At 71.1% G+C, this 19,375-nt stretch carries 15 protein-coding genes; 11 read left to right on the forward strand and 4 right to left on the reverse strand.

Annotated elements, in window-relative coordinates; genetic code table 11:
* Positions 1–454: 454 nt before the first annotated feature.
* The 11 genes from uvrC (at position 455) to pgi (ending at position 14,467) form a co-directional block, all read left to right on the forward strand.
* Complete coding sequence (uvrC, locus tag AC067U_RS32330; protein WP_478833377.1) at positions 455–2,464, forward strand: excinuclease ABC subunit UvrC; 2,010 nt, start codon at positions 455–457, stop codon at positions 2,462–2,464.
* Positions 2,461–3,396: an RNase adapter RapZ gene (gene rapZ, locus AC067U_RS32335; protein ID WP_478833378.1), complete on the forward strand. Its 936-nt coding sequence runs from the start codon at positions 2,461–2,463 to the stop codon at positions 3,394–3,396. The genes uvrC and rapZ overlap by 4 nt, the downstream gene beginning before the upstream one ends.
* A complete protein-coding gene (locus AC067U_RS32340) occupies positions 3,393–4,442 on the forward strand; it encodes a gluconeogenesis factor YvcK family protein (protein WP_478833379.1) in 1,050 nt (349 codons plus the stop codon). The genes rapZ and AC067U_RS32340 overlap by 4 nt, the downstream gene beginning before the upstream one ends.
* Positions 4,433–5,422 (forward strand): DNA-binding protein WhiA, encoded by a 990-nt coding sequence (gene whiA / locus AC067U_RS32345; protein WP_125639393.1) that lies wholly within the window; start codon positions 4,433–4,435, stop codon positions 5,420–5,422. The genes AC067U_RS32340 and whiA overlap by 10 nt, the downstream gene beginning before the upstream one ends.
* A gap of 175 nt (positions 5,423–5,597) precedes the next feature.
* Positions 5,598–8,549 carry a M14 family metallopeptidase gene (locus tag AC067U_RS32350; RefSeq protein WP_478833380.1) on the forward strand — a complete coding sequence of 984 codons (2,952 nt, stop codon included), beginning with the start codon at positions 5,598–5,600 and terminating at the stop codon, positions 8,547–8,549.
* 224 nt (positions 8,550–8,773) lie between these two features.
* Positions 8,774–9,778, forward strand: coding sequence for a type I glyceraldehyde-3-phosphate dehydrogenase (gap, locus tag AC067U_RS32355; protein WP_478833381.1), 1,005 nt, complete (start codon positions 8,774–8,776; stop codon positions 9,776–9,778).
* 127 nt (positions 9,779–9,905) lie between these two features.
* The gene (locus AC067U_RS32360; protein ID WP_478833382.1) at positions 9,906–11,117 is read left to right on the forward strand and encodes a phosphoglycerate kinase; all 1,212 of its coding nucleotides are present in this window, start codon (positions 9,906–9,908) and stop codon (positions 11,115–11,117) included.
* Positions 11,118–11,123: 6 nt separating this feature from the next.
* Positions 11,124–11,900, forward strand: coding sequence for a triose-phosphate isomerase (tpiA, locus tag AC067U_RS32365; RefSeq protein WP_478833383.1), 777 nt, complete (start codon positions 11,124–11,126; stop codon positions 11,898–11,900).
* 115 nt (positions 11,901–12,015) lie between these two features.
* Positions 12,016–12,252 (forward strand): preprotein translocase subunit SecG, encoded by a 237-nt coding sequence (secG, locus tag AC067U_RS32370; RefSeq protein WP_478833384.1) that lies wholly within the window; start codon positions 12,016–12,018, stop codon positions 12,250–12,252.
* A 65-nt stretch (positions 12,253–12,317) separates the two neighbouring features.
* The gene (locus AC067U_RS32375) at positions 12,318–12,653 is read left to right on the forward strand and encodes an RNA polymerase-binding protein RbpA (RefSeq protein ID WP_403972672.1); all 336 of its coding nucleotides are present in this window, start codon (positions 12,318–12,320) and stop codon (positions 12,651–12,653) included.
* Between the two features lie 152 nt (positions 12,654–12,805).
* On the forward strand, positions 12,806–14,467 hold the full coding sequence (gene pgi, locus AC067U_RS32380; protein ID WP_478833493.1) for a glucose-6-phosphate isomerase: 1,662 nt from the start codon (positions 12,806–12,808) through the stop codon (positions 14,465–14,467).
* A gap of 83 nt (positions 14,468–14,550) precedes the next feature.
* Here pgi and pgl read toward each other — a convergent pair whose 3' ends face one another.
* The 4 genes from pgl to tal all read right to left on the reverse strand — a co-directional run bounded on the left by pgl (position 14,551) and on the right by tal (position 19,344).
* Complete coding sequence (gene pgl / locus AC067U_RS32385) at positions 14,551–15,333, reverse strand: 6-phosphogluconolactonase (RefSeq protein ID WP_478833385.1); 783 nt, start codon at positions 15,331–15,333, stop codon at positions 14,551–14,553.
* A gap of 308 nt (positions 15,334–15,641) precedes the next feature.
* Entirely contained in the window at positions 15,642–16,694 is a 1,053-nt protein-coding gene (gene opcA, locus AC067U_RS32390) for a glucose-6-phosphate dehydrogenase assembly protein OpcA (protein ID WP_478833386.1), read from the reverse strand.
* Positions 16,691–18,220 carry a glucose-6-phosphate dehydrogenase gene (gene zwf / locus AC067U_RS32395; protein ID WP_478833387.1) on the reverse strand — a complete coding sequence of 510 codons (1,530 nt, stop codon included), beginning with the start codon at positions 18,218–18,220 and terminating at the stop codon, positions 16,691–16,693. Before zwf ends, opcA begins: the two co-directional genes overlap by 4 nt.
* Before the next feature lie 5 nt (positions 18,221–18,225).
* On the reverse strand, positions 18,226–19,344 hold the full coding sequence (tal, locus tag AC067U_RS32400; protein ID WP_478833388.1) for a transaldolase: 1,119 nt from the start codon (positions 19,342–19,344) through the stop codon (positions 18,226–18,228).
* Between the last annotated feature and the right edge of the window lie 31 nt (positions 19,345–19,375).

The raw sequence follows: 19,375 nt of genomic DNA on the forward strand, positions 1-19,375 counted from the left end.
TGAGACATGCCCCTCCCCGCCCCTTTCCCGGAACCGGGCTCCGCCCGGACCCGCAGCCAACCGCCGGCAGGGCCGACAGGAGTGCCCGCCGGGCCGGGCGAAGGATGCCCTGCACCATGGCCCCACAGCCCGAGCGGGGTTCCGCAGCCGCGAGGCGGCTCCGCCCGGCACCGATCCGACGCCGCTCGGGCCGGAGTGCCGGGCACTCCCACCCGGCGGGGTGGCGGAAGTGCCTTGGTCCGGGGATCCGCGGCGCCCGCGGTGGCTCTGCCCGGGCGGAGCTCAAGCGCCGCTCGGGCTGGGATCGCTCCGCAAGCCGGCCCGGCGGTGCGCCCCGCCGCGGCCCGCGTGGGAGGGGCAGCGCCCGCCCCGCATGCTCCGCGCGGGCTCGGGACGGCGAAAAGCGGCCCGCCGGGCAGCCGCGGTGTCGGTGCCCGCCAGTAGGGTGGTTCGCATGGCCGACCCTTCCAGCTACCGTCCCCAGCCGGGGCAGATTCCCGACTCCCCGGGGGTCTACCGGTTCCGCGACGAGCACCGCCGGGTGATCTACGTCGGGAAGGCCAAGAGCCTGCGCCAGCGCCTGGCGAACTACTTCCAGGACGTGGCCGGGCTGCACCCGCGGACGGCCACCATGGTGACCACCGCCGCCTCCGTCGAGTGGACCGTGGTCTCCACCGAGGTCGAGGCACTCCAGCTGGAGTACTCCTGGATCAAGGAGTACGACCCCCGGTTCAACGTGAAGTACCGGGACGACAAGAGCTATCCGTCCCTGGCCGTCACGCTGAACGAGGAGTTCCCCCGGGTCCAGGTCATGCGGGGGGCCAAGAAGAAGGGCGTGCGGTACTTCGGGCCGTACGCGCACGCCTGGGCGATCCGCGAGACCGTCGACCTGATGCTGCGGGTGTTCCCGGTGCGGACCTGTTCCGCCGGGGTGTTCAGGCGCTCCGCGCAGATCGGCCGGCCCTGCCTCCTCGGCTACATCGGCAAGTGCTCCGCGCCCTGCGTGGGCCGGGTCAGCCCCGAGGAACACCGTGAACTCGCCGAAGAGTTCTGCGACTTCATGGCAGGCCGGACCGGCGCGTACCTCTCCCGGCTGGAGAAGGAGATGCACGCGGCCGCCGAGGAGATGGAGTACGAGAAGGCCGCCCGGCTGCGCGACGACATAGGGGCGCTGCGCCGCGCCATGGAGAAGAACGCGGTGGTGCTGGCGGACGCCACCGACGCCGATCTGATCGCCGTCGCCGAGGACGAGCTCGAAGCCGCCGTACAGATCTTCCACGTCCGCGGCGGCCGGGTCCGCGGCCAGCGCGGCTGGGTCACCGACAAGGTCGAGGCCGTCGACACCGCGGGCCTGGTCGAGCACGCCCTCCAGCAGCTCTACGGGGAGGAGAGCGGCGAGAGCGTGCCCAAGGAGGTGCTGGTGCCGGCGCTCCCGGAGGACGACCAGGCCCTCGCCGAATGGCTCGCCGGGCGGCGCGGCTCCCAGGTCAGCCTCCGCATCCCGCAGCGCGGCGACAAGAAGGCGCTGATGGAGACCGTCCACCGGAACGCCCAGCAGTCCCTGGCCCTGCACAAGACCAAGCGGGCCAGCGACCTCACCACCCGCTCCCGCGCCCTGGAGGAGATCGCCGAGGCCCTGGACCTGGACGGCGCCCCGCTGCGCATCGAGTGCTTCGACATCTCCCACCTGCAGGGCGACGACGTCGTCGCCTCCATGGTCGTGTTCGAGGACGGGCTGGCGCGGAAGAGCGAGTACCGCCGCTTCCAGATCAGGTCGTTCGCCGGGCAGGACGACGTACGGTCCATGCACGAGGTGGTCTCCCGGCGGTTCCGGCGCTACCTCCAGGAGAAGCTCAAGACGGGGGAGTGGAGCCCGGAGGAAGGGGAGGAGGCCCTCCCCGAGGACGACGGCCGCCCCAAGCGGTTCGCGTACCCGCCGCAGCTCGTCGTGGTCGACGGCGGACAGCCGCAGGTGGCGGCCGCCCAGCGGGCCCTCGCCGAGCTCGGCATCGACGACGTGGCCGTGTGCGGCCTGGCCAAGCGGCTGGAGGAGGTGTGGCTGCCCGGCGAGGACGACCCCGTGGTGCTGCCCCGCACCAGCGAGGGGCTCTACCTGCTGCAGCGCGTCCGTGACGAAGCGCACAGGTTCGCCATCCAGTACCAGCGCAACAAGCGCGGCAAACGCCTCAAGGCGGGCCCGTTGGACGAGGTGCCCGGCCTGGGTGACACCCGCAAGCAGGCCCTGATCAAACACTTCGGTTCGGTGAAGAAGCTGAGAGGGGCCACAATCGACCAGATCTGCGAGGTGCCGGGGATAGGCCGCAAGACGGCCGAGACCGTCGCCGCGGCCCTCGCAGCCGCCACCCCCGCGGGTCCCGCCGTCAACACGGCGACAGGAGAGATCATGGAAGACGAGAGGCCCGCAGCCGCGGAACCCTCGTCCGAACGGGGAGCCGAACAATGACCACGCACGACGGAGACGGAGCACAGGTGAGTACGGGCACGACCATGGAGCCCGGCGAGGCCGCCGAGGCGGCCATCCCCGAGCTGGTGATCATCTCAGGCATGTCCGGAGCCGGCCGGAGCACGGCCGCCAAGTGCCTGGAGGACCTCGGCTGGTTCGTCGTGGACAACCTCCCCCCGGCCCTGATCCCCACCATGGTGGAGCTCGGCGCCCGCTCACAGGGCAACGTGGCCCGGATCGCCGTCGTCGTCGACGTCCGCGGCCGCCAGTTCTTCGACGCCCTCCGCGAGTCCCTCGCCGACCTCGACACCCGCGGCGTCACCCGGCGCACCGTCTTCCTGGAGTCCTCCGATGAGGCCCTGGTCCGCCGCTTCGAATCGGTCCGCCGCCCGCACCCGCTGCAGGGCGACGGCCGCATCACCGACGGCATCGCCGCCGAGCGCGACCTGCTGCGCGAGCTGCGCGGGGACGCCGACCTGGTGATCGACACCTCCAGCCTGAACGTGCACGAACTGCGCGCCAAGATGGACGCCCAGTTCGCCGGCGACGAGGAGCCCGAGCTGCGGGCCACCGTCATGTCCTTCGGCTACAAGTACGGCCTGCCCGTGGACGCCGACCTCGTCGTGGACTGCCGCTTCATCCCCAACCCGCACTGGGTCCCCGAGCTGCGCCCCTACACCGGCCTGAACCAGGAGGTGTCGGACTACGTCTTCGACCAGCCCGGCTCCAAGGAATTCCTGGACGGCTACACCGAGCTGCTCCAGCTGATCGCCGCGGGCTACCGCCGCGAGGGCAAGCGCTACGTGACCATCGCGGTCGGCTGCACCGGCGGCAAGCACCGCAGCGTGGCCATGTCCGAGAAGCTCGCAGCCCGCCTCGCCTCCGAGGGAGTCGAGACCGTCGTCGTACACCGGGACATGGGGCGCGAGTGACCGGACGGAGCCTGCGGCTGCGCCGCCTGCGCCTGCTGACCACGGGCCGTGACGACACGGCCCGGTCGGCGCGGCGCCGCGGCGCCCAGCCCAAGGTGGTCGCCCTCGGGGGCGGCATGGGCCTCTCGGCCTCCCTGGCCGCGCTGCGCCGCATCACCGGCGACCTCACGGCCGTGGTGACCGTCGCCGACGACGGCGGCTCCAGCGGCCGGCTCCGCGAGGAGCTCGGCGTCCTGCCCCCGGGCGACCTGCGCAAGGCGCTGGCCGCGCTGTGCGGGGACGACGACTGGGGGCAGACCTGGTCCCGGGTGATCCGGCACCGCTTCGAGTCGGAGGGCGAGCTGCACGGCCACGCCGTGGGCAACCTGCTGATCGTGGCGCTGTGGGAACAGCTCGGCGACCCCGTGCAGGCCCTGGACCTGGTCGGCAAGCTGCTCGGGGCGCACGGCCGGGTGCTGCCCATGTCGGCCGTGCCGCTGGAGCTGCAGGCCCTGGTCCGCGGTCACGACCCGGCCCGCCCGCACACGGTGGACACCGTGCGCGGACAGGCCACGGTCGCCCTCACCCCGGGCGAGGTGCAGTCCGTGCACCTGGTCCCGGCCGACCCGCCGGCCGTCCCGGAGGCGGTCGAGGCGGTCCTCGACGCGGACTGGGTGGTGCTGGGCCCGGGCTCCTGGTTCTCCTCCGTGATCCCGCACCTGCTGGTGCCCGAACTGCTCGACGCGCTGACGCAGACCAAGGCCCGGCGAGTGCTCTCGCTGAACCTCGCGCCGCAACCCGGCGAAACAGAGGGCTTCTCTCCGCAGCGTCATTTGGAGGTTTTGGCCCGACACGCCCCTAAACTCGCCCTGGACGTGGTGCTGGCCGACCAGGCCGCCGTGCCCGACCGCGAGTCCCTCGCCGAGGCGGCCAAACGCTTCGGTGCCGCGGTCGAGCTGGCTCCGGTGGCCAGGGAGGACGGCTCCCCCAAGCACGACCCGGAGCTGCTGGCCGCCGCGTACGACCGTATTTTTCGGATGCATGGAAGGATCGGCCCATGGCGATGACGCCAGCGGTGAAGGATGAGATCTCCCGGCTCCCCGTCACCCGGACCTGCTGCAGGAAGGCAGAGGTCTCGGCGATTCTTCGGTTCGCGGGCGGGCTGCACCTGGTGAGCGGACGGATCGTCATCGAGGCGGAGCTCGACACCGGAATCGCCGCCCGGAGACTGCGCAAGGACATCCTGGAGATCTTCGGACACTCCTCGGACCTCGTGGTGATGGCCCCCGGCGGGCTGCGCCGCGGCAGCCGGTACGTCGTACGGGTCGTCGCGGGCGGCGACCAGCTGGCCCGCCAGACCGGGCTGGTGGACGGCCGCGGCCGGCCCATCCGCGGTCTGCCCCCGCAAGTGGTCTCCGGGGCCACCTGTGACGCCGAGGCAGCCTGGCGCGGCGCCTTCCTGGCGCACGGCTCGCTCACCGAACCCGGCCGGTCCTCCTCGCTGGAGGTCACCTGCCCCGGTCCGGAAGCCGCCCTGGCCCTGGTGGGCGCCGCCCGCCGGCTCTCCATCGCGGCCAAGGCCCGCGAGGTCCGCGGGGTCGACCGGGTCGTCGTACGCGACGGCGACGCGATCGGCGCCCTGCTGACCCGGCTCGGCGCGCACGAGTCGGTGCTGGCCTGGGAGGAGCGGCGGATGCGGCGCGAGGTCCGCGCCACCGCCAACCGGCTGGCCAACTTCGACGACGCCAACCTGCGCCGCTCGGCCCGGGCCGCGGTCGCGGCCGGCGCCCGGGTCCAGCGCGCCCTGGAGATCCTCGGCGAGGAGGTCCCCGAGCACCTCGCCGCGGCCGGCCGGCTGCGCATGGAGCACAAGCAGGCCTCCCTGGAGGAGCTGGGCGCGCTCGCGGACCCGCCGCTGACCAAGGACGCCGTCGCGGGCCGGATCCGCCGCCTGCTAGCCATGGCCGACAAGCGGGCCCAGGACCTGGGCATCCCGGGCACCGAGTCCAACCTCACCGAGGAGATGGCCGACAACCTGGCGGGCTGAGGCCCCCGGCCGCCCCTCCCGGCACCCCGCCGCCGCACCACCCCGAAGGGCCCGTACGCGTCACGCGAACGGGCCCTTCGGGCGGATGGCGCGGTACGCCCCATTGACATGGCCATGGGCGGTGGTGAGCCTGTCGTGCGTACCGCTTCGTGGCAGTCGACGCCCAGGGGGGCACATGAGGCACCGCGCGAGATCGATCCTCGCGGCCGGCGCGCTGGCGCTGGCATCACTGGCCACCGCACCGGTGGCCGAGGCCCGGCCCGGAGGCGACGCGGGATCCGCCGCCGACCAGGTCCGGGTCTACGACGCCGACATCACCCGGGAACAGGTACCCCTCGTCCTGGCCGTCGGCCAGGACGCCCACGAGTTGGGGGAACGCGCACCCGAGAAGGGCACCGCCCGCGTCGAGCTGTTCCTCACCGCCGCCCAGGCCCGGGACCTCGGCGACCGGGGGATCAAGCTCACCGAACGCCGCCTGCCGAACGGCGCCACCGCCCGGACCAAGGCCGCCGGAGACGGCGTCTTCCGCCCCTACAGCGGCAAGGGCGGTATCCAGGAAGAGATCGTCAGGGCCGGCCAGGACCCCCGCGGCATCGCCAAGGTCGTCTCCATCGGCAAGACCGTCCAGGGCAAGGACATGCTCGCCGTCAAGGTCAGCAAGGACGCCCGCCGCACTCGCGACGGCGCGAAACCGGCCACCCTGTACATGTCCAACCAGCACGCCCGCGAGTGGATCACCCCGGAGATGACGCGCCGGCTGCTCCACCACTACCTGGACAACTACGGCAAGGACCAGCGGATCACCCGGCTCGTCGACTCCTCCGAACTGTGGTTCCTGATCTCCGCCAACCCCGACGGCTACGACTACACCCACGCCCCCGACGGCGCCCGGCTCTGGCGGAAGAACCTCCGCGACAACAACAACGACGGGAAGACCGCCCCCGGCGACGGCGTCGACCTCAACCGGAACTTCGCCTACAAGTGGGGCTGGGACAACGAGGGCTCCTCCCCGAACCCGTCCAGCGAGACCTACCGAGGCGGCGGACCCGACTCCGAGCCCGAGACCGTCGCCCTCGACGCCTTCCAGAAGCGCATCGGCTTCGAATACGGCATCAACTACCACTCCGCGGCCGAGCTGCTGCTCTACGGAGTCGGCTGGCAGGTGGCCACCCCCACCCCCGACGACGTGCTGTACAAAGCCCTCGCCGGCACCCCGGAGAACCCCGCCGTCCCCGGCTACCACCCGCAGCTCTCCTCCGAGCTGTACACCACCAACGGCGAGGCCGACGGCCACGCCGCCAACGTCAACGGCATGATGATGTTCACGCCCGAGATGACGACCTGCCAGACCGCCTCCGCGGCCGACCCGAACGACCCCTGGAAGCCCGAGGACTGCGCCTCCGGCTTCAACTTCCCGGACGACGAGAAGCTCATCCAGGCGGAGTTCGCCAAGAACATCCCCTTCGCGCTCTCCGTCGCCGAGACCGCACTGCATCCCGACAAGCCCACCTCCTCGGTGGGCCTGACCGCCGCCGACTTCACCCCCGACCCCTTCACCACCTCCTACGCACGCCGCGGCCAGGACCAGCCGGTCGCGGTCACCGCCCGCAAGTCGCTGCACGACAAGCGGCTCAACTACCGGGTCAACGGCGGCCGTACGCAGGACGAGGAACTCGAGCCCTGGAAGGGCGGCGAGACCTTCGGGGGCGAGGACAACCACTGGTTCGACCAGTACCGGGCCGAGGTGGAGGGCGCCCGCCCCGGCGACAAGGTCGAGGTCTGGTTCACCGGCCGCGACCACGGCAAGCGGGTCTCCAGCGAGCACTTCACCTACACCGTGGCCGACCGGCCCCGCGCCGACGTCCTGGTGATCGCCGAAGAGGGCGCCAAGGCCCGGCACGCCCAGGCCTACGTGGACGCGCTGCGCGCCAACGGCCGGTCCGCAGCCCTCTGGGACGTGGCCGTCCAGGGCACCCCGCACCCGCTCGGCGTGCTGTCCCACTTCTCCACCGCCGTCCACTACACCGGCGCGACCGCCCCGGGCGGAGCCGTCCAGCTCGCCCTGCGCTCCTTCCTCAACGAAGGCGGCAAGCTGATCGAGGCCGGTGAACGCGCGGGCGGCAACAGCCAGATCGGCCCCGCCGTCACCAACGACTTCAGCCAGTACTGGCTCGGCGCCTACGGCCGTACGGCGGTCAAGGGCGCGACCGGGTTCGCCGGCGCGGGCGGCCTCGGCGGAGCGGGCGGAGGCCTCGCCGACGCGGCCGGCAACCCGCTGGACACCCCCGGCTCCTTCAGCGTCACCTCGGACACCCTGCCCGCCGCGCAGTACCCGCAGTTCCGCAGCGCCCAGGCGGGCGGGTACGCCGGTGTGGTCAACCCCTACGCCCCGTACGCCGGCTCGTGGATGGCCGCGGCCACCCACGAGGACGACGACTGGAAGCGGCTGGTCCGCACCGTGGACCTCACCGGGGTGACCGCCGCCGACCGGCCGGCCCTCAAGATGGCCCTCAACTGGAACACCGAACCCGGCTACGACCACGCCGTCCTGGAGGCCCGTACCGCCGGCGGCGACGACTGGACCACCCTGCCCGAGGCCGGCGGCCGGACCGCCGCCACGGTCCCGGAGGAGTGCGCCGCGGGCTTCTTCCTGCAGGGCCACCCGTTCCTGCGCCGCTACCTCACCCTGGACGCCGGAGGCTGCACGCCCGCCGGCACCAGCGGCCAGTGGAACAGCTTCACCGGTTCCTCCGGCGGCTGGAGTCAGGTCTCCTTCGACCTGAGCGCCTACGCCGGCAAGAAGGTCGAGCTGGCGCTGGCGTACATCACCGACCCCGGCTCCGGCGGACGCGGCGTCTTCATGGACCAGGCGCGGCTGTCCACCGGAGGCACCGACCAGGCCGCGGAGGGCTTCGAGACCTCCCTCGGCGTCTGGTCGGCCCAGGGCTCACCGGCCGGAAGCCCCGACATCCCGGGCGACTGGACCCGTTCCGGTGAGCTGTTCAAGTCCTACGCCGCGGTCACCACCCGTGACTCGGTGCTCCTCGGTTTCGGCCTCGAACACCTGCCGGCGGCCGGTGACCGGGAGGTTCTGATCGGCAAGGCGCTCCGCTCCCTGCACCGCTGACCCGGGTCCGTACGGCGAGTGACCGGGACCGAGGTCCCGCCCGGCCCGCACCGGCTGTTCCGGTGCGGGCCGGAGGCGGCGCACCCCCGGGTCGTCCCGGGCGGTCTACGCGCATCGTCGATGTCACTCAACGCCGCACGGAGAGGTAGGGTCGTAAGCGGTCGGGGACATCCCATACAGATCGCCGGCAGGACAGGCCGGCGTGACAACGAGGAGATCGGTTCGTGACGATCCGCGTAGGCATCAATGGTTTTGGCCGCATCGGGCGCAACTACTTCCGGGCGCTCCTGGATCAGGGGGCGGACATCGAGATCGTCGGTGTCAACGACCTGACCGACAACGCCACCCTGGTGCACCTGCTCAAGTACGACACCATCCTCGGCCGCCTCAACGTTGAGGTCAGCCACACCGAAGACTCCATCACCGTCGGCAACCAGACCTTCAAGACCTTCGCCGAGCGGGACCCCGCGAACCTCCCGTGGGGCGAGCTGGGCGCCGACATCGTCATCGAGTCCACCGGCATCTTCACGAAGAAGGCCGACGCCGCCAAGCACCTGGCCGCCGGCGCGAAGAAGGTCCTCATCTCGGCTCCGGCCACCGACGAGGACATCACCATCGTCATGGGCGTCAACCAGGACAAGTACGACGCCGCCAACCACCACGTCATCTCCAACGCGTCCTGCACCACGAACTGCGTGGCGCCGATGGCCAAGGTGCTCGACGAGAACTTCGGCATCGTCAAGGGCATGATGACGACGGTCCACGCCTACACGAACGACCAGCGCATCCTGGACTTCCCGCACAAGGACCTGCGCCGCGCCCGCGCCGCCGCGGAGAACATCATCCCGACCTCCACGGGTGCCGCGAAGGCCACCGCCCTGGTCCTGCCGCAGCTCAAGGGCAAGCTCGACGGCATCGCCATGCGCGTCCCGGTCCCGACCGGCTCGGTCACCGACCTCGTCCTGGAGCTCGACCGCGAGGTCACCAAGGACGAGATCAACGCCGCCTTCCAGAAGGCCGCGGAGGGCCAGCTCAAGGGCGTGCTGGACTACACCGAGGACGCGATCGTCTCCTCCGACATCGTGAACTGGCCGGCCTCCTGCACCTTCGACTCCTCCCTGACCATGGTCCAGGGCAAGCAGGTCAAGGTCGTCGGCTGGTACGACAACGAGTGGGGCTACTCGAACCGCCTCGTCGACCTCACGGTCTTCGTCGGCGGCCAGCTCTGATCGTCGGAGCGGTAACCACGATGTAAGGCTCAGGGTCCGGGTGGCGCGAAGATGCGCAGCCCGGACCCTGTAGTTTGCCTGTCGTTCTTCGCCTGCACACATGGGCGCCTAAGGAGTCAGAAACAACATGAAGACGATCGACGAACTCCTCGCCGAGGGTGTGGCCGGCAAGCGGGTCTTCGTCCGCGCCGACCTGAACGTGCCCCTCGCGAACGGCGAGATCACCGACGACGGCCGCATCCGCGCCGTCCTGCCGACCATCGCGAAGCTCGCCGCAGCCGGCGCCCGCGTGGTCGTCGCCTCGCACCTCGGCCGCCCCAAGGGCGAGCCGGACCCGGCCTTCTCCCTCGCCCCGGCCGCCGCGCGGCTCGGTGAACTGCTGGGCCAGGACGTCGCGTTCGCGACCGACACGGTCGGCTCCTCCGCCAAGGAGACCGTCGCGGCCCTCGCCGACGGCCGGGTCGCCGTGATCGAGAACCTGCGCTTCAACGCCGGCGAGACCTCCAAGGACGACGCCGAGCGCGGCGCCTTCGCGGACGAGCTCGCCGGACTCGCCGACCTCTACGTCGGCGACGGCTTCGGCGCCGTCCACCGCAAGCACGCCTCGGTCTACGACCTGCCCGCACGCCTCCCGCACGCGGCCGGCGGCCTCATCGAGACCGAGGTCGGCGTCCTGAAGAAGCTCACCGCCGATGTCGCGCGCCCGTACGTGGTCGTGCTCGGCGGCGCCAAGGTCTCCGACAAGCTCGCCGTCATCGACGAGCTGCTCGGCAAGGCCGACCGGCTGCTGATCGGCGGCGGCATGGCGTACACCTTCCTCTACGCCAAGGGCTACGAGGTCGGCATCTCCCTGCTCCAGAAGGACCAGGTGGAGAAGGTCAAGGAGTACATGTCCCGCGCCGAGGCGAACGGCGTCGAGCTGGTCCTCCCGGTCGACGTCCTGGCCTCCGCGGACTTCCCCGACCTGAAGACCAAGGCCCCCGCCGACTTCGAGGTCGTCGACGCGGACAAGATCCCCGCCGACAAGGAGGGCCTGGACATCGGCCCCAAGACCCGCGAGCTGTACGCGTCGAAGATCACCGACGCCGCCACCGTCTTCTGGAACGGCCCGGTGGGCGTCTTCGAGCACCCCGACTACGCCGGCGGCACCACCGCCATCGCGCGGGCGCTGCTCGACAGCGACGCGTTCACCGTGGTCGGCGGCGGCGACTCCGCCGCGGCCGTCCGCACCCTGGGATTCGACGAGAACGCCTTCGGTCACATCTCGACCGGTGGCGGCGCCAGCCTCGAATACCTCGAAGGCAAGACGCTTCCCGGCATCGCCGCACTGGAGGACTGAACCACCGTGACTGACCGTACCCCGCTGATGGCGGGCAACTGGAAGATGAACCTCAACCACCTCGAGGCCATCGCCCACGTCCAGAAGCTCGCCTTCGCCCTGTCGGACAAGGACTACGACGCGACCGAGGTCGCGGTGCTGGTCCCCTTCACCGACCTCCGCTCGGTGCAGACCCTGGTCGACGGCGACAAGCTGAAGATCAAGTACGGCGCCCAGGACGTCTCCGCGCACGACTCCGGCGCCTACACCGGCGAGATCTCCGGCCCGATGCTCTCCAAGCTGAAGTGCACGTACGTGGCCGTCGGCCACAGCGAGCGCCGCCAGTACCACGGAGAGTCCGACGAGCTCTGCAACGCCAAGGTCAAGGCCGCGTACAAGTACGGCCTCACCCCGATCCTGTGCGTCGGCGAGGGCCTGGACGTGCGCAAGGCCGGCAACCAGGTCGCGCACACCCTCGCCCAGGTCGACGGCGGCCTCAAGGACGTCCCGGCCGAGCAGGCCGAGTCCATCGTGATCGCCTACGAGCCGGTCTGGGCCATCGGCACCGGCGAGGTCGCCACGCCCGACGACGCCCAGGAGGTCTGCGGGGCGATCCGCGGCCGCCTGGCCGAGCTGTACTCCCAGGACGTGGCCGACAAGATCCGCATCCAGTACGGCGGCTCCGTGAAGTCCGGTAACATCGCCGCGATCATGGCGCAGCCGGATGTGGACGGCGCCCTCGTCGGCGGCGCCGCTCTGGACGCGGACGAGTTCGTCAAGATCGTCCGCTTCCGCGACCAGTGACGATCGCTGTGAGTATGCGGTAAGGCGGATCCGTCGTACCCTTGCGGGGGCCGGAGGTGCTGAACCACCAGCCGTCGGCCCCCGCATCATCGAATCCAGGAAGTAGGGTCCAGCCGTGGTTATGGGGTTCTCGATCGCCCTGATCGTGTTCAGCCTGCTGCTGATGCTGCTCGTGCTGATGCACAAGGGCAAGGGCGGCGGCCTCTCCGACATGTTCGGCGGCGGCATGCAGTCTTCCGTCGGCGGCTCCTCCGTCGCCGAACGGAACCTCGACCGCATCACCGTCGTGGTCGGTCTGCTCTGGTTCGCCTGCATTGTCGCTCTCGGCCTGCTGATCAAGTCCAGCAGCTGACCCCAACTCGGGTACAGCGCGGTACACTCACGCTTCGCGGCACCATCACGCAGGGAGTTACGACCGTGGCAAGTGGCAACGCGATCCGTGGCAGTCGGGTCGGAGCGGGGCCGATGGGCGAGGCCGAGCGCGGCGAGTCCGCACCCCGCCTGCGCATCTCCTTCTGGTGCTCCAACGGGCACGAGACCCAGCCCAGCTTCGCCAGCGACGCACAGGTACCGGACAGCTGGGACTGCCCGCGCTGCGGGTTCCCGGCAGGTCAGGACCGGGACAACCCCCCGGCGCCGCCGCGCACCGAACCGTACAAGACGCACCTGGCGTACGTACGGGAACGGCGTACCGATGCCGACGGCGAGGCGATCCTCGCCGAGGCCCTCGCCAAGCTCCGGGGCGAGATCTGAGCGCGACCCGCACCGTGTGAACCAAGGGCCCGGCCCGCTGGAGGCATTCTCCAGCGGGCCGGGCCCCTTTGTGTGCAGTGTGGGCCTTTCGATCCTTTAGGTTGGTCCCTGGCGGGGCACAACAGGACGGAAGAAGTGGGTTGATGTCCGAGATGAACGCAGGCGGACGAACGAGCCTCAACCGGACGCCGGAGTGGCTTGCCCTGGGCAAGCACCGCGAGGCGCTGGGCCAGACGCATCTGCGGGAGCTGTTCGCGGCGGACCCGGGCCGCGGCACCGGCTACACCCTGCGGGTCGGAGACCTGCACATCGACTACTCCAAGCACCTCGTCACCGACGAGACCCTCGCGCTGCTGCGGGACCTCGCGGCGGCCACCGGGGTGGCGGAGCTCCGCGAGGCCATGTTCCGTGGCGAGAAGATCAACACGACCGAGGGGCGGGCGGTCCTGCACACCGCTCTGCGCGCCCCGGCCGACGCGGTCGTCGAGGTGGACGGCGAGAACGTCGTACCCGGCGTCCACGCCGTGCTCGACAAGATGGCGGACTTCGCCGACCGCGTCCGCTCGGGGGAGTGGAAGGGCCACACCGGCAAGCGCATCCGCAACGTGGTCAACATCGGCATCGGCGGCTCCGACCTCGGCCCCGCCATGGCCTGTGAGGCCCTCCGGGCCTTCGGCGACCGGGACCTGACGGTGCGTTTCGTCTCCAATGTGGACGGCGCGGACCTGTACGAGGCGGTACGGGACCTGGACCCGGCCGAGACCCTGTTCATCGTCGCCTCGAAGACCTTCACCACCGTCGAGACCATCACCAACGCGACCTCGGCGAAGACCTGGCTGCTCGGTGGCCTGGACGCGGAGGGCGACCACGCGGCCGTGGCCCGCCACTTCGTGGCCCTCTCCACCAACGAGGAGAAGGTCCGCGACTTCGGCATCGACACGGCCAACATGTTCGAGTTCTGGGACTGGGTCGGCGGGCGCTACTCCTTCGACTCGGCCATCGGGCTCTCGCTGATGACCGCCATCGGCCCGGACGCCTTCCGCGAGCTGCTGGCCGGCTTCCGGACCGTCGACGAGCACTTCCGCACCGCCCCGCCGGAGGCCAACGGACCGCTGATGATGGGTCTGTTGGGCATCTGGTACGGCGCGTTCTTCGATGCCCAGTCGCACGCGGTGCTGCCCTACAGCCATTACCTGTCCCGGTTCACGGCCTACCTGCAGCAGCTGGACATGGAGTCCAACGGCAAGTCGGTGGACCGCAACGGCAATCCGGTCGAGTGGCAGACCGGCCCGGTGGTGTGGGGCACGCCCGGCACCAACGGCCAGCACGCCTACTACCAGCTGATCCACCAGGGCACGAAGCTGATCCCGGCGGACTTCATCGGCTTCGCCCGGCCGCTGCCGGAACTGCCGCCGTTCCTCGCGGCCCAGCATGACCTGCTGATGGCGAACTTCTTCGCGCAGACCCAGGCGCTGGCGTTCGGCAAGACCCCGGAGGAGGTCCGTGCGGAGGGCGTCGCGGAGGAGCTGGTCCCGCACAAGACCTTCCGCGGCAACCACCCGACCACGACCATCCTGGCCCCGGAGCTCAGCCCGTCCGTCCTCGGGCAGCTGATCGCGCTGTACGAGCACAAGGTGTTCGTGCAGGGCGCGGTCTGGAACATCGACTCCTTCGACCAGTGGGGAGTGGAGCTCGGCAAGGTGCTCGCCAAGCGGGTCGAGCCGGCGCTGAGCGAGGGCGCCGAGGTGCCGGGGCTCGACGCGTCGACGCGGGCGCTGGTGGCGGCGTACCGGGAGCTGCGCGGCCGCGCCTGACGGGACGGCAGCCGATGCGCTGACAGGAGAGGGCCCCGCACGCGCGGTCTGCGCGTGCGGGGCCCTTCCTGTCGCGGGACGGCTCAGGACAGCGCGGGCGGGTACATCCCCGAGGGCAGCTTCGCGGCGGCCGACCGGTCCAGCAGCCAGAGCGTGCGGCTCCGGCCGTACGCCGCGGCGGCCGGGGCCTGGACCTGGCCGGCCCCGCCCAGCGCGATCGCCACCGCCCCGGCCTTGTCCTCGCCGGCCGCCAGCAGCCAGACCTCGCGGGCCGCGCGGATGGCGGGCAGGGTCAGCGAGATCCGGGTGGGCGGCGGCTTGGGCGACCCGTGTACGCCGACCACGGTGCGGGAGGTCTCCCGCGTCGCGGGGTGCTCCGGGAACAGGCTCGCGACGTGGGTGTCGGGGCCGACACCGAGCATCAGCACGTCGAAACTCGGGACCGGCCCGTGGTCCTCGGGGGTGGCCGCCCGGCGGAGCTCCTCCGCGTAGGCGGCGGCCGCCGCGTCCACGTCCGGGCCGTACGGGCCGTCGGACGCGGGCATCACGTGCACGCGCGCCGGGTCCAGCGGGACCGAGTCGAGGAGGGCCTCGCGGGCCTGGGTGTGGTTGCGCTCGGGGTCGTCGGCGGGGACGTAGCGCTCGTCGCCCCACCACAGGTCGAGGCGCGTCCAGTCGATGGCGTCGCGGGCCGGCGCGGCGGCGAGCGCCGCGAGCAGGCCGTTGCCGTTGCGGCCGCCGGTCAGCACGACGGAGGCGGAGCCGCGGGCCGCCTGCGCGTCCACGATCCTGGTGATGAGGCGGGCCGCGGCGGCCTGTGCCATCAGTTCCTTGTCCCGGTGGACGACGACCTGGGGTGTCGTCATGCCCATGTTGCTGCCGCCTTCTTTGTTTGTGCGGGTGGTGGTGCGCGCGGTGGTGCGGGTGTGGTGCCGCTGCGCGGAGCCTTTCCCCACCCCGCCCCTTCCCGAAACCGGGGCTCCGCCCCGGACCCCGCGCCCCTGACGGGGTTGCGGCAGAGCCGCGCCCCGTCAGGGGCGCGGGGAACTGCGCGACCAGCCCCCGCCGGCCCGCAGGTGCGGGGTCCGGGGCCGCGGCCCCGGTTTCGGGAAGGGGCGGGGAGGGGAAAAGAAGGCCCCGCAGGGTCCGCCACGGGGATGGCGGACCCCGGCGGCTACTTCGTGGCCGGCTTCTTGGCAGCCTTCGACCCGGTCGGCTTGGCGGAGCCGGAGTCCGAGGCCGGGGCCTCGGCTTCCGCCCCGGCCGCGGGGGCGGCGGTGGAGGCCGGCTGCGGCGCGGACGCCTTCGACAGCCTCGCCACGCCGAACTTCAGCGAGGCCGCGTACGTGTTGTCCGGGTCGAGCCGGCGGAGTTCCTCCGCCAGGAGCTCGGCGGTGTCACGCCGCTTCAGCGCCACCGCGCGGTCCGGCTGCCCCGGCATGCACAGCGTGGCCAGCGAGCCGTCGGCCCGGTCCAGGACGATGTCGCCCTCCTTGGTCTCCAGCCGGACCGCGGTCAGGCCGGGGCCCGCGGAGACGGTCCGCCGGACGGGCACCTGCAGCCGGTCCGCCAGCCACATGGCGAGCAGTTCGCAGCTGGGGTTCTCGTCCTCGCCCTCGACCGTGGCCGAGAGGACCTTCAGGTGGCGCTGGTCCAGCGCGGCGGCCAGCATCGAGCGCCACGGCGTGATCCGCGTCCAGGACAGGTCCGTGTCGCCCGGCGCGTACGCCGAGGCCCGGGCCCCCAGGTAAGCGCCCGGCTCCTCGCACGCGTAGGTGTCGGTGATCCGGCGCTGGCCCAGCGAGCCCAGCGGGTCGCCCGCCAGGTCCGAGGGAGCGTCCTCCGGCCACCACACGACCACCGGCGCGTCCGGCAGCAGCAGCGGGAGCACCACCGACTGGGCGTGGTTCACCAGTTCGCCGTAGAGGCGGAGGATAACCGTTTCGCCGGTCCCCGCGTCCGCCCCGACCCGGATCTCCGCGTCGAGCCGGGCGTCCCGCCGTGCCCGCGGAGACTTGCTGACCCGGCGGATCGCCACGATGATCCGCGACGGGTGCTCGTGCGAGGCGTCGTTCGCCGACTTGAGCGCGTCGTACGCGTTCTCCTCGTCGGTGACGATGACCAGGGTGAGGACCATGCCGATGGCAGGCGTGCCGATGGCACGGCGCGCCTGCACCAGCGCGGCATTGATCTTGCTGGAGGTGGTCTCCGTGAGATCGATCTTCATGGCCGGCGCCAGCTCCGTCCGTCTCGTGCGAGCATCTCGTCCGCCTCGACCGGCCCCCAGGTGCCCGCCGGGTACTGCGCGGGCTTGCCGTGCTTGTCCCAGTACTCCTCGATCGGGTCGAGGATGTTCCAGGACAGTTCGACTTCCTGGTGGCGCGGGAAGAGGTTCGCGTCACCCAGGAGCACGTCGAGGATGAGGCGCTCGTACGCCTCGGGGCTGGACTCCGTGAAGGACTCGCCGTAGGCGAAGTCCATGGTCACGTCCCGGACCTCCATGGAGGTGCCCGGCACCTTGGAGCCGAACCGCACCGTCACGCCCTCGTCCGGCTGTACCCGGATGACCAGGGCGTTCTGCCCCAGCTCCTCGGTCGCCCCGGACTCGAACGGCAGGTACGGCGCCCGCTTGAAGACCACCGCGATCTCCGTCACCCGGCGGCCCAGGCGCTTGCCGGTCCGCAGGTAGAAGGGGACGCCCGCCCAGCGGCGGTTGTTGATCTCCAGCTTGATGGCCGCGTAGGTGTCCGTCTTGGAGTTCGGGCTGATCCCGTCTTCCTCCAGGTAGCCGACGACCTTCTCGCCGCCCTGCCAGGCGGAGCTGTACTGGCCGCGCACCGTGTGCTTGCCCAGGTCCTCCGGGATCTGCACGGCGCTGAGCACCTTGAGCTTCTCCGCCACCAGCGCCTTGGGGTGGAAGGAGCCCGGCTCCTCCATCGCGGTCAGCGCGAGCAGCTGCAGGAGGTGGTTCTGGATGACGTCGCGGGCGGCGCCGATGCCGTCGTAGTAGCCGGCCCGGCCGCCGATGCCGATGTCCTCGGCCATGGTGATCTGCACGTGGTCGACGTACGACCGGTTCCAGATCGGCTCGAACATGGTGTTGGCGAAGCGGAGCGCCAGGATGTTCTGGACGGTCTCCTTGCCGAGGTAGTGGTCGATCCGGAAGACCTCGTCCCGCGGGAAGACCTCGTGGACGATCTTGTTGAGCTCCTCCGCGCTGGCCAGGTCGTGGCCGAAGGGCTTCTCGATGACGGCGCGCCGCCAGGAGCCCTCCTGCTGGGCGAGCCCGTGGTTCTTGAGCTGCTGGACCACCTGGGGGAAGAACTTCGGGGGCACCGACAGGTAGAAGGCGAAGTTGCCGCCCGTGCCCTGCTGCTTGTCGAGCTCCTCGATCGTCGACTTCAGCGTCTCGAACGCCGCGTCGTCATCGAAGTCGCCCTGCACGAACCGGCAGCCCTGCACCAGCTGCTGCCAGACCTCCTCCCGGAAGGGGGTGCGCGAGTGCTCCTTGACGGCCTCGTACACCTCCTGGGCGAAGTCCTCGTGCTCCCATTCCCGGCGGGCGAAACCGATCAGCGAGAAGCCCGGCGGCAGCAGCCCCCGGTTCGCCAGGTCGTAGACGGCGGGCATCAGCTTCTTGCGGGACAGGTCACCCGTAACGCCGAAAATGACCAGGCCGGACGGCCCCGCGATACGCGGGAGCCGCCGGTCCTGTGCGTCACGAAGCGGGTTGCTCGCTCCGTTCACTGACAAAATACTCAGTCCTCCGCGGGGGCGAGGCGCGCCAGCTCCGCCTCGGTCGACTTCAGCAGGTCGTTCCAGGACGCCTCGAACTTCTCGACGCCCTCGTCCTCGAGCAGCTGAACCACATCGTCGTACGAGATGCCCAGCTTGGCGACCGCTTCGAGCTCGGCGCGGGACTGGTCGTACGTACCACGAATGGTGTCACCGGTGACCTCGCCGTGGTCGGCGGTGGCCTCCAGCGTGGCCTCCGGCATCGTGTTCACGGTGCCCGGGGCGACCAGGTCCACCACGTACAGGGTGTCCTTGTACGACGGGTCCTTGACGCCGGTGGAGGCCCACAGCGGGCGCTGCTTGTTGGCCTGGGCCTTGTCCAGCGCGGCCCAGCGGTCGGAGGAGAAGACCTCCTCGAACGCCTCGTAGGCCAGGCGGGCGTTGGCGAGGGCGGCCTTGCCCTTGAGCTCCTTCGCCTCGGGGGTGCCGAGGGCGTCGAGGCGCTTGTCGATCTCGGTGTCCACCCGGGACACGAAGAAGGAGGCGACCGAGTGGATCTTGGACAGGTCCAGGCCGGCGGCCTTGGCCTTCTCCAGACCCGCCAAGTACGCGTCCATGACCTCGCGGTACCGCTCCAGCGAGAAGATCAGCGTGACGTTGACGCTGATGCCCTTGCCGATGACCTCGGTGATCGCCGGCAGGCCGGCCTTGGTCGCCGGGATCTTGATGAGCGTGTTCGGGCGGTCCACCAGCCAGGCCAGCTGCTTGGCCTCGGCGATGGTGGCGGTGGTGTCGTGGGCCAGTCGCGGGTCGACCTCGATCGACACCCGGCCGTCCTGGCCGTCCGTCGCATCGAACACCGGGCGGAGGATGTCCGCCGCGTCCCGGACGTCCGCCGTGGTGATCATCCGGATGGCCTCGTCGACCGTCACCTTGCGGGCCGCCAGGTCGGTCAGCTGCGGGCCGTAGCCCTCGCCGCCGCTGATCGCCTTCTGGAAGATCGCCGGGTTGGTGGTGACGCCCACCACGTGCTGCTGGTCGAGCAGCTCGGCCAGGTTGCCGGACGTGATGCGCTTGCGGGACAGGTCGTCCAGCCAGATCGCCACGCCTTCGTCCGAGAGGCGCTTCAGTGCGTCTGCCATGGGATTACATCTCCTACTGGTACTTGTACGG

This window comes from Streptomyces sp. NPDC043853 (assembly GCF_056436025.1).